Origin of the sequence: Scytonema sp. HK-05, assembly GCF_963872035.1 — a bacterium.
Taxonomy (GTDB): Bacteria; Cyanobacteriota; Cyanobacteriia; order Cyanobacteriales; family Nostocaceae; genus Kalymmatonema.
The window spans coordinates 1-9,764 of the sequence record NZ_CAWMYC010000053.1 but is presented as its reverse complement, the minus strand read 5'-3'; the positions used below and the strand labels follow the sequence as shown (position 1 = coordinate 9,764).

Annotated in this window: 12 protein-coding genes and 1 pseudogene; 4 read left to right on the top strand and 9 right to left on the bottom strand. The window is 44.0% G+C overall.

What is annotated here, in order from left to right; all coding sequences use genetic code 11:
• Positions 1-34: 34 nt before the first annotated feature.
• The 3 genes from AACT52_RS08605 to AACT52_RS08595 form a co-directional block, all read right to left on the bottom strand.
• Positions 35-1,435, bottom strand: a complete 1,401-nt coding sequence (locus AACT52_RS08605) for a hypothetical protein (RefSeq protein WP_073636533.1) — start codon at positions 1,433-1,435, stop codon at positions 35-37.
• 66 nt (positions 1,436-1,501) lie between these two features.
• Positions 1,502-2,035 carry a pentapeptide repeat-containing protein gene (locus tag AACT52_RS08600; protein WP_073636532.1) on the bottom strand — a complete coding sequence of 178 codons (534 nt, stop codon included), beginning with the start codon at positions 2,033-2,035 and terminating at the stop codon, positions 1,502-1,504.
• Between the two features lie 95 nt (positions 2,036-2,130).
• A complete protein-coding gene (locus AACT52_RS08595; protein WP_143173021.1) occupies positions 2,131-2,334 on the bottom strand; it encodes a hypothetical protein in 204 nt (67 codons plus the stop codon).
• Positions 2,335-2,379: 45 nt separating this feature from the next.
• Between AACT52_RS08595 and AACT52_RS08590 the strand changes: the two genes are divergently transcribed.
• The 3 genes and pseudogenes from AACT52_RS08590 (at position 2,380) to AACT52_RS08580 (ending at position 3,383) form a co-directional block, all read left to right on the top strand.
• Positions 2,380-2,571: a hypothetical protein gene (locus AACT52_RS08590; RefSeq protein WP_143173020.1), complete on the top strand. Its 192-nt coding sequence runs from the start codon at positions 2,380-2,382 to the stop codon at positions 2,569-2,571.
• 62 nt (positions 2,572-2,633) lie between these two features.
• Positions 2,634-2,786 (top strand): annotated as a pseudogene (locus AACT52_RS08585) (hypothetical protein); the annotation flags it as partial.
• An 81-nt stretch (positions 2,787-2,867) separates the two neighbouring features.
• Positions 2,868-3,383 carry a hypothetical protein gene (locus tag AACT52_RS08580; RefSeq protein WP_233154261.1) on the top strand — a complete coding sequence of 172 codons (516 nt, stop codon included), beginning with the start codon at positions 2,868-2,870 and terminating at the stop codon, positions 3,381-3,383.
• Between the two features lie 107 nt (positions 3,384-3,490).
• On the opposite strand, the gene AACT52_RS08575 is transcribed toward AACT52_RS08580, so the two are convergent.
• The 5 genes from AACT52_RS08575 to AACT52_RS08555 form a co-directional block, all read right to left on the bottom strand.
• Positions 3,491-3,745 (bottom strand): TIGR03643 family protein, encoded by a 255-nt coding sequence (locus AACT52_RS08575; protein ID WP_073636530.1) that lies wholly within the window; start codon positions 3,743-3,745, stop codon positions 3,491-3,493.
• Between the two features lie 205 nt (positions 3,746-3,950).
• The gene (gene ftsH3, locus AACT52_RS08570; RefSeq protein WP_073636529.1) at positions 3,951-5,792 is read right to left on the bottom strand and encodes an ATP-dependent zinc metalloprotease FtsH3; all 1,842 of its coding nucleotides are present in this window, start codon (positions 5,790-5,792) and stop codon (positions 3,951-3,953) included.
• Between the two features lie 107 nt (positions 5,793-5,899).
• Entirely contained in the window at positions 5,900-6,691 is a 792-nt protein-coding gene (locus AACT52_RS08565) for an aminotransferase class IV (protein WP_073636528.1), read from the bottom strand.
• Positions 6,692-6,814: 123 nt separating this feature from the next.
• On the bottom strand, positions 6,815-7,654 hold the full coding sequence (locus tag AACT52_RS08560; protein WP_272937160.1) for an RNA-guided endonuclease InsQ/TnpB family protein: 840 nt from the start codon (positions 7,652-7,654) through the stop codon (positions 6,815-6,817).
• Positions 7,655-7,879: 225 nt separating this feature from the next.
• A complete protein-coding gene (locus AACT52_RS08555) occupies positions 7,880-8,107 on the bottom strand; it encodes a hypothetical protein (RefSeq protein ID WP_083630829.1) in 228 nt (75 codons plus the stop codon).
• A 61-nt stretch (positions 8,108-8,168) separates the two neighbouring features.
• Here AACT52_RS08555 and AACT52_RS08550 point away from each other — a divergent pair, with 61 nt between their 5' ends.
• The gene (locus AACT52_RS08550; RefSeq protein ID WP_143173019.1) at positions 8,169-8,318 is read left to right on the top strand and encodes a DNA-binding protein; all 150 of its coding nucleotides are present in this window, start codon (positions 8,169-8,171) and stop codon (positions 8,316-8,318) included.
• Between the two features lie 100 nt (positions 8,319-8,418).
• Here AACT52_RS08550 and AACT52_RS08545 read toward each other — a convergent pair whose 3' ends face one another.
• Positions 8,419-9,210: a hypothetical protein gene (locus tag AACT52_RS08545; protein ID WP_073636527.1), complete on the bottom strand. Its 792-nt coding sequence runs from the start codon at positions 9,208-9,210 to the stop codon at positions 8,419-8,421.
• Positions 9,211-9,764: the final 554 nt, after the last annotated feature.

Below are 9,764 nucleotides of genomic sequence, written 5' to 3'. Positions count from 1 at the left end.
AGTTAATAAAAAGCCGCCACTAAACGGCGGGGCTTTAAACCCCATTTTTCGGTAAACTATAAAAGCCGTACCAATGACGAACCGCAAGCCAGATAGCTGAAAGCAAACCTGCCAGGCTGAGGGTGAGACCACTAAATGATACTAATAATCCAAAGACAGGTAGCACAGCGCCAGCAATTGTGCAGATGACAGCAGCTAGGGAAACACTGCGGTTTTTTGACCCCAAACCCCATGTCAATCCTAGTAAGATAAGCGAAATGAGAGTCCAAGCGAACTGAGGATTTATAAAGCGGCTGAGATAAGTTAAAGTCAGCAAACAAGCAAAAAAGATACTACCTGCAATTGCCAAATTTCTCAAGCTCATAGGTAGCGACAAATACAGTAGCAATATCCACCACAAAAATATTGTCGGTGCTAGCAATAGCAGTCGAGGAAGGACACCAGTGTGACGAATGGGGTTAGTGTAGGTATACACCCCAAATGGGTTTTTGACTGAAACATTATCATCAAATACCCAAGTAAATTGAGTCCCTTGTCTGTCATTTTTAATTTCACTGGGTACAATACCACTGGCAAAATCAGCTCCAGCGAAGTTGGCGATCGCCATGAGGCGGAAGTTGGAAAGCAACTGCCCGTTAGAATTATAAACCCAACGCGGTCCGCCTTGAGCTTTATAAGTGACTCTTAAACTTGTTTCTCCACCTGGTTGCAGTTGAAACGGAAAGCCATAGTCACCCGGATTTCTTTGTTGAAGTCTAGTACCGTCACGCTCTACTTTATAGCTTTGCAATAAAGAGTAACCAACGGGCGGCGGTGCTTCAAAGAAAAAACTATTAATATCCTTGAGTTGGTTAACAATTTTGTAGTCAGCAGTATAGTCTATTTTATAAATGGCGCGGCGACCTTGAATATCAGGGCTTTGGTCAAGCTTAACTTGAATTTGCGACCCACTTAATGTTAAGAAGCGGCTAACCTTCTGTTTATCATTTATCTTGACTATCTTATTATTAACTTGAGTCGTGTATGTGTATGGCTCTTCAGTAACGTAGCGTATTTGAGGCGCTATTTGTTCTAACTTTTCACCTGCGACACTCTCAGCAACTTGAGCCACCTTCGCCTGTTCCCAATGATGGTATCGATTGCTTAAAGTTGAACAAAGAAAAAATCCTCCCACCAGCAGAATTAACACCAAGGTTAAATGCTGTAATCCTCGCAAGAGTTGGGAGTAACTAACAGCCCATTCGCCAATCAAAATATCTTGCTGCTGTTGATTTCGACGAAGGGCAAAGCCCAACAGAGCAATTGCAACTCCCAAAGCGACAACCAGGAATACCAATAACAGTGAAGCTTTCAGTAGATGGGTTCCAAATTGGATAAGCTCGGTAGGATGCGTTAAGTCGGGCAATCCTGGGATGCCTTGGGCAGATTCAGACATTGGCAAGTTTTTGCAGAATTTGGAGATTCAGACTCAAAAAATCTACCAAAAGTTTCTTGCCAAAAATCAAGCTTTATTATCGTCCAGAATTGTGCCTTCTAGATTTGCGTCATTCAAGTTGGCTTGGTTCAAGTTAGTCTCGTTCAATTGGGCGTGACTCAGATCTGCTTGGGTGAGATCTGCTTTAGCTAAGTCAGCATGAGTGAGATCTGCTTCATTGAGAGAAACTGCATTCAAGTTAGCTTCTTGTAGCTCAGCATCACGGAATTGAGCGCCAACGAGCTTTGCGATCGTCAAGTCGGCTTGATTCAAATTAGCACCATCCAAAATGGCTCCTTCTAGAATTGCTCCATCTAGGATGGCTCCACTCAAATTAGCTTGGCTGAGATTTGCCTGATTTAAATTGGCTCCATTTAAGTCAGCTTCAATGAGGCTTGCTTGACTAAGATTCACTCTGCTTAAATCAGCTCCATCCAAAATGGCTCTGTCTAAAATTGCTCCACTTAGGTTAGCTTCTTGCAAGTATGCTTCGCTCAGGTTTACCCCAGTAAAATCTCTTGTGCCTTTCTCGTATTGTGCCAATAGTTCATTTGCTTTCATTGCTTCCGCTCCAACAAGTTTCTACTTCTTTTGCCACCTACAGTAGGGGACGTTTTGAGGGCAGAGTATCATTGTGCCCTCTAAGATGAAATTGGCTAGTTTCCGAGCGGGTTCATTCCGACTAAAAACTTTATATCTTCCCTTGGCACTTTGGCATACAGGTCCTTTCCTGGAAGAGGAAACTGAACATCAAAACCATCTTTATGGCATTGTAAAACCATTCCTACTAGACCTTCTGGCAGGTCATGATTAACGTTACGGGTCAGTCCAACTAAATCGCTCTTTTCGATGGTTGTCATAGTTCCGACCTCCATTTACTACTCTTTGAGTGGGCTGCCTTTAGATTGAATAAGCATTCTGCTAATCATGACCCATCAGTTGCTCAATCCACGTCCTACCTTGGCAAGAACTTCGACGCTTGGTACCATGCCTTTGGACGTACCGAAAAAGAAAGAGTTGAACTGTCAACTACCTACACTGTACCTAAGGTCAGTGTAGGCTTGCAGGAAACTGTAAGCCTTGTTGACCAGCTTTAGTTCCTAATAGGAACTTCGTTATTTGAGTCATGACACCCTAAGATGCGTGCCAGTTTTAGGCTCTGTCGTCTGAAGTTAAACAGGCTATAGGAAAAACCAGTGCTTCAGACTCAAAAAGCTTTTATAACATTAGCGAGGCAAACGTTACCAGTCATATTGAACACATCCTTGCCAAAAGCAAAGGAGGCTCTAATCGAGTCAGCAACCTCTGCCTTAGTTGCCATTCCTGTAACCAAGCCAAAGGAAATAAACCTGTTGAGGAGTTCCTGAAAAAGAAGCCGGAAGTTCTTAAGAAAGTGCTAGCTCAAGCAAAAGCACCACTTAAAGATGCTACCGCAGTTAATGCTACTCGTTGGGAGCTTTACAGAAGACTTCAGTCAACTGGTTTACCTGTAGAGGTAGGCTCTGGAGGGCGAACTAAGTTCAACCGCAAAACTAGAGGAATTGAGAAAACTCATTGGACTGATGCTGCTTGTGTTGGGGAATCAACTCCAAGTCAATTACTGCTCAAAGGTGTTAAGCCACTGTCAGTTAAGGCTAAAGGACATGGTAGAAGACAGCGTTGCGGCACTGACCGCTACGGGTTTCCAATTCGTCATGCTCCTGCCCAAAAGTTCTTCATGGGATTTCAAACTGGGGATTTAGTAAAAGCCGAGGTTTTAGCTGGCAAGTATGCAGGGACTTACACAGGGCGAATCGCTATTCGATTCAAACCTAGTTTTAAGCTAACTACAGGAGGTAAAAGTTTTGACGTGCATGCAAAATACCTGAAAACAATTCATAGATCTGACGGATATGAATACACATTCTGAATCAAAGGATTCGCACTCCGCTCAATTTATTATTTGGCGGCAATTCCCCAGACGCTGACCTTTCAGGTACAGGCGTCCGCCCCCTTGCCGCATTCAAGGTGGGAGTTTTAAGTCTTTTGATTATCTGACTTAAACCGACCTGCAACAAACTCTCGCCTTTGTAAATGCTTGCTCTTGCGTCCACTAACACGTTCCCGCCACATCTGAAAACTGGATGCTTTCATTTCACGGCGCATCAGGTCAATAACCTGCTTTTCTTGCAAACCGAATTGTTCTTCAATTGCCTCAAATGGTGTTCGGTCTTCCCATGCCATTTCAATGATACGGTCGATAGTTTCGGAACCAAGTTCTGGTAACTTCATACGATTTTAGATTTTAGATTTGAAATTTTGAATTGACGACCCGCAGGTATTTGATAGTGAAACCCAACATACCGTAACAAAAAAATCAGGGCAACAATGGAAGATTCCAGAATTACCCTGACTTTAAAGAGTGAAGAATCAAGAGTGAAGAATGAAGAAATTATTTTATCTTCTATCTTCTATCTTCTATCTTGTTTCTTATTTATTAAGCAAACGTTGCGGTTTTCACATCGTTGTTTGCCAACAGTTCTTGCAACTCCTCGGCATCCACTGTTTCCTTTTCAACCAGTATTTGCGCGAGTTGGTCGAGAATGTGGCGGTTATTTTCCAACACTTCTTTGGAGCGTTGGTAAGCTGTTTCTACCAGCTTGCGGACTTCTTCATCAATAGCAGCAGCAGTTTCTTCAGAGAAGTCGCGTTCTGCCATGATGTCTCGACCGAGGAACATATTGCCTTGCTGACGACCGAGAGCAACAGGACCTAAGCGATCGCTCATTCCAAAGCGTGTTACCATCTGACGAGCAACACGAGCAACTTGTTGCAAGTCTTGAGCTGCACCAGTGGTCACTTCTTCTTCACCAAAGATGAGTTCTTCAGCGAGACGACCACCTAAGGCAACTGCCATCTGGTTTTCCAGATAAGCACGGCTATACAAGCCAGTGTCCATCCGGTCTTCACTGGGGGTAAACCAAGTTAAACCACCAGCTCTACCGCGAGGAATAATGCTAATCTTCTGTACTGGGTCGTAGTCTGGCATCAAAGCACCGACTAGGGCGTGACCTGCTTCGTGGTATGCTACAAGAGTTTTGCGCTTTTCGCTCATCACTCGGTCTTTCTTCTCTGGACCTGCTAGCACGCGATCGATGGCGTCGTTAATTTCATCCATCGAAATTTCGGTTAAATTGCGGCGTGCAGCCAGAATTGCAGCTTCATTGAGCAGGTTGGAAAGGTCTGCACCAGTGAACCCAGGGGTACGACGGGCAATTCTATCCAAGTCCACATCTTTTGCCAAGGTCTTTCCACGGGCGTGAACTTTGAGAATTTCTCCACGTCCGGCGTAGTCTGGGCGATCCACAACGACTTGACGGTCGAAGCGACCAGGACGCAACAGTGCTGCATCCAGTACGTCGGGACGGTTGGTGGCGGCAATAATGATGATGCCTGTGTTGCCTTCAAAACCGTCCATTTCTGTGAGCAACTGGTTGAGGGTTTGTTCCCGCTCATCGTTACCACCGCCTAAACCTGCACCCCGCTGACGACCTACGGCGTCAATTTCATCGATGAAGACGATGCAGGGAGCATTTGTCTTTGCTTGCTCGAACAAGTCGCGGACGCGGGATGCACCGACACCGACGAACATTTCTACAAACTCAGAACCAGAGATAGAGAAGAAGGGGACACCAGCCTCGCCTGCTACTGCACGAGCGAGCAGAGTTTTACCTGTTCCTGGAGGACCAACAAGCAGTACGCCTTTGGGAATTTTTGCTCCAACAGCGGTGAAGCGATCGGCATTTTTCAGAAAGTCTACGACTTCGTTGAGTTCTAGCTTTGCCTGGTCAATACCAGCGACATCGTTAAATGTCACTTGGGTTTGCGGCTCCATTTGGACTCTAGCTCTGGATTTGCCAAAGTTCATTGCTTGGCTACCAGGACCATTTTGAGCGCGGCGTAGCAAGAAGAATAAGCCAACCAGAAGTAATACAGGGAAAAATAAGCTACTTAGTGCCTTAAACCAAAATCCTTCATCGGTTTGCGGCAAAACACTAATATCTACGCCATGTTGGGTCAGAGTGTTAATGAGATCCGGGTCGTTGACCAAAGTCACGAGCTTCTTCGTGCCGTCGCCTGGCGTCACAAGAGCTGTAGACCGATCTGCACTTAAACTGACTTTTGCTACTCTGCCATTTTGAACTTCTTGAATAAACTGACTGTACCGCCATGTATCTCTACTTTGTGGTTGTTTGTCAAAAAACGCTGTCCCCAGCGCAATGACAACAATAAAAAGCAGTGCGTACAGCCCCGCATTTCTCCATCGTTTGTTATTCACCCAGGTCAATCCTCCTAGATCTCTTGTGCTTTCCCGTAGCGTCTCTGTAAAGAGAGGGCTTTTTAAGAATTATGTTAACTTATCTTAACGTATACCAAATTTTGCACCTACAATGCTATAAAAAACATCCGCAGTTGTTGAAAACAGGGATGGTGGGGATTACATTCTAGCTTTCCTGTAGGCTGTATAACGGTATGAATCGGGACGGTTTCCACTACACTATTGCTGTAGGCAATAGCCTCAAACCCTTTGACTAGCTCTGGTGTCCAAGGTTCCTCTCGAACAATGTGCTGTTTCAATAGCCAGTCTCTAAGCTGTCCTCGCACAACTCCAGGCAAAATTCCTGCTGTTAAAGGCGGCGTCCACCAACTGCCATCCCGCCATCCCCAGAGGTTGCCTGTACTGGTTTCTAGCCAATTTCCCGCCGCATCGACTAATATCGCTTCTTGGGTGTTTAACTTTTGGGCGTTAGCCTTTGCCAACCATGCGCTGAGGTAGTTTCCCGTTTTATGAGCAGGTAGACAGCGAACAAATTCCGAAGCAGCAAGAGTTGCAAAAATACCATTTTTATGTAGTTGTGTCAAGTTGTTTGGCAGCAACCTACCCGTTATCCACTCCCGTCCATCAGGAAAGATGGTGATTCTGAGGACGGGAAAGTGTGCCATCATAACTTGTGCCCCTTGACGCAATCGCTCTTCATCTGGTAAGCGCCAATCAAAGGTTTGCAAGCTCAATTTTAGGCGATCGCAGTGGGATTGCCAGTAAGTTAACCGACTATCAAGCGAGTTATCATAAACCCGCAGCGTAGTAAAAACGGTTGCTCCATAGAGTAACCCTGGGTCGTCAATTTCTAATTCTAGAGTTTGAGACTCAATCAATTTGCCGTTGTACCAGAAAATAACCGTAACCTCACTGAGGATGGGTTAGTAGTAAACGCTTAAGCGCCTACTATAAGCCTATCAATTCAATCCTTTTCAGATAATTTAATTTTTTGACGCACCCACCCCTTCAAGGGGTGGGATTCATGCGTAGAACCGCATGGGTTGCGTCAAGCAACCCCTACCTATCCGACTAAGGTCTAAACCTAGCCTCGTAGCTACTTTCTTCAAGATATTTGCTGCACCGTTCAAATCCGCATTGCAGCGTATACCATGCTTTGTGGTGTATTCACCGCGCTTACTTCTTTTTCCTGAAAACTCGTACCCTATCTCCTTCGGAGACGCTGCGCGAACAGGTTTTTCGCCGAATGTAGGTACTAAATCTCCATCTAAGAAGCTAGCACGACTAGTGTATGCTTCTTCTGTCTCTACATAGTTGATGCCATACTGCTGACACAACTGTTCTATCCGCTTTCTCAGTTTAGCAGTGGGAATCTGTACAAAGTTTTGATTGTTTCTACGTCCAATATCAATACCTTGTTTTTGCTCCTTGTTGCAGCCAAAAATGAGATACCCTACTTCATTATTCAAGCACCAGTTAATGACTTGACGCGCTACCTTGTTGGTTGCATCTCTCATTTGCCTGTTGCGCTTATCGGTCATTCGTGCCATGCGTTGCGTGAAAAAAGAATCACCACCAAACTGTTTGTCAACTGCTGTTTGCAAACCTGCTTTAGTCTTGTTCCACCACTGATTAACCGCTTTTAACCGTCTTCCACTAATCAAGAATGACTTACCATTGGTGCAGACAGCAGACACCCAATTGTTCAGACCTGGATCTATACTTAAAGCGTTTGTCCCCGTCACCTGTGGCACTTCGTCCATTTCATAAACGTACTCGGTGTACCAAATACCATGAGAGGGAACGAATCGAAGTTCTTTAATCTTCTTACCCCACAACCGTTCTGGATATGGTACGGTAATTGACTCTATTCCCTCAAAGTACGTTTTCCCCGCCCGACAAGCGTGGAATCTCTAACCATTTCGCGCCATCTTCTTCAACCACTTTTATAGCTTGACCAGGATAGACTACTTGATACATCCCTCATGCATGAACGGTAATAGGGTAGTTTTGGTTTTTGGCTCAACTCTCTTTTTTTTGCTTTCTTCTCCAATGCTTGAAAGGAGTTGAATGCTTCAGCGACACTCTTAAGTGTTTGTTGACCAGCAAGGGAAGTGCATAACCTTATAATTCTCATCAACTTTGAGGTCTTTGCACAACTGGGCATAACTGATAGTTTTGCTGTTTTCAAAATATTGTTGACGGCTCAGGTATACGCCAGTGTTATATAAGCTATTAGAAGCCATGCCTAACACATTTAATATGACTTGTACTATTGCGTCTGGCTTGGTTGCATTCTTCTGCGTCAAAAGCATATCTACCACCTCCTTGTTATACTATTCGCATGACGATAAGTATAACAGTAAGGTTTTGAGAATGGCTAGAGATTATAGAATGGTAGTCAGACTGACTGATAAAGAACGGAAGAAAGTTGAGGCACAAGCCAGGAAGTTAGGCGTATCCATGTCTGAAATTGTGCAAGACTGGATAAAAACGTTACCCGACCCAGAGACTGACGGCAACTAAAGTTGCCACGCATTCATGAGCCAGCGCTGTAGACGGAGAAGCCAGTGCAGGCGACTGGCGTCCCATGCCGTCGATGACGGATGTGTACGACAAGAGTCGGTCACATCCTCATGGGCTTTCTGCTTTCAATACTGTAAATACCGTCAGGATTGGTGATAACCTTTCCTCCCAAAGCTTCAATTTCATTGATTGCTCGCTGACGAGTTGTTTTATCAACTTGATTATTTAATATCATTGTCCAACTAGCAATTCGAGCCAATTTACTGTTAGGATTTTTCTTGAGGAATTCAGCGGTTTTCTGCGAAACCGATGCCGCTTGTTTGCTTTCTTGATCTGTATGCTGGCTAGCCCAATCTGCTGCTATTTCAAAGGAGTCTTGAGCCATTGATGATTTTCCTAAAAATAATAACTCATCAATGCCTTTATACCGCCACACATAATAAGACTTTTCCGGAACCCAAGGAGATAGTGACTTTAAAGCTTTCTCTGTTAATTTTATAGAACGTTCTGGCATACCTGCATACATGGAAGTACTGGTAGAAAGGCTTAGATAGGCAGGTATAAATCGCGGATCGCGTTCCAAAATGACTTCAAAGTATTCTGGGCTTAAACTGTAACCTGTTTTGGCACGAGCTTCATCATCGCCAAAGTATTGCACAAAATTGAGATAAACCCAATTGGCAATCATGTTATTGTAACCAAAAGATGGCATTTTTTTGAATAAATTTAAGCGCACCTTTTCTGAGTCAATTGTTCTTTGTATTTCTAATGAAGCAGTTTTGTTAGTATGAGGTAGTTTTTGCATTATTGGAAATTGGAGCCAGCCCACTCCCAACATACATAAACAGGCTGCAAAAGATGCAGAGACACTTTGACGAGATAGGGCAAACATCTTAGTTTACTGGTACAGTATCAGACTACAGGTATATAGTTCCCTTTCATCTCGTCAAATTAACACTGGTTCGCTCTATATTTAGCAAAAGATAAAGAAGTTTTTATGCAACTATTTTAATTATTTTAATATTCACGTCAAAATCAACCCGTACTGGTCCAGCAGGGCAAGCGCATCTAATTTTGTGCTGAACAATACAGACTATAGAGCGAAATTATGGATGTCACTTTCAATGAAGATGCTTGCCGTGTTCGTAGCGGACATGCACTACAAAACCTTGGTCTGCTGCGACGGATTGCTCTGAATGCTTTAAACCCTTGAGCAATCTTTGAAACGAAGTAATCGCCAAAAATCTCATCGAGCCGCAATGGATAACAATTATATTCTTGCTGCTTCTTTATCCCAACATGATGCATCTTTATCCGCTTGTCAATAGCGTTTGAGATGCGTTTACCCTGACCCATTACCACAGTCAATTCACCCCGTCGAACTCACGTTTTCTTAACTGTCTTAACTGTCTTAACTGTCTTAACTGTCTTAACTGTCTTAACTGT

Bases quoted from the DNA above. Each gene is read 5' to 3' on its own strand.
- AACT52_RS08605 (WP_073636533.1), bottom strand. From the start codon at position 1,435: ATGTCTGAATCTGCCCAAGGCATCCCAGGATTGCCCGACTTAACGCAT.
- AACT52_RS08600 (WP_073636532.1), bottom strand. From the start codon at position 2,035: ATGAAAGCAAATGAACTATTGGCACAATACGAGAAAGGCACAAGAGAT.
- AACT52_RS08595 (WP_143173021.1), bottom strand. From the start codon at position 2,334: ATGACAACCATCGAAAAGAGCGATTTAGTTGGACTGACCCGTAACGTT.
- AACT52_RS08575 (WP_073636530.1), bottom strand. From the start codon at position 3,745: ATGAAGTTACCAGAACTTGGTTCCGAAACTATCGACCGTATCATTGAA.
- AACT52_RS08555 (WP_083630829.1), bottom strand. From the start codon at position 8,107: ATGCTTTTGACGCAGAAGAATGCAACCAAGCCAGACGCAATAGTACAA.
- AACT52_RS08550 (WP_143173019.1), top strand. From the start codon at position 8,169: ATGGCTAGAGATTATAGAATGGTAGTCAGACTGACTGATAAAGAACGG.
- AACT52_RS08545 (WP_073636527.1), bottom strand. From the start codon at position 9,210: ATGTTTGCCCTATCTCGTCAAAGTGTCTCTGCATCTTTTGCAGCCTGT.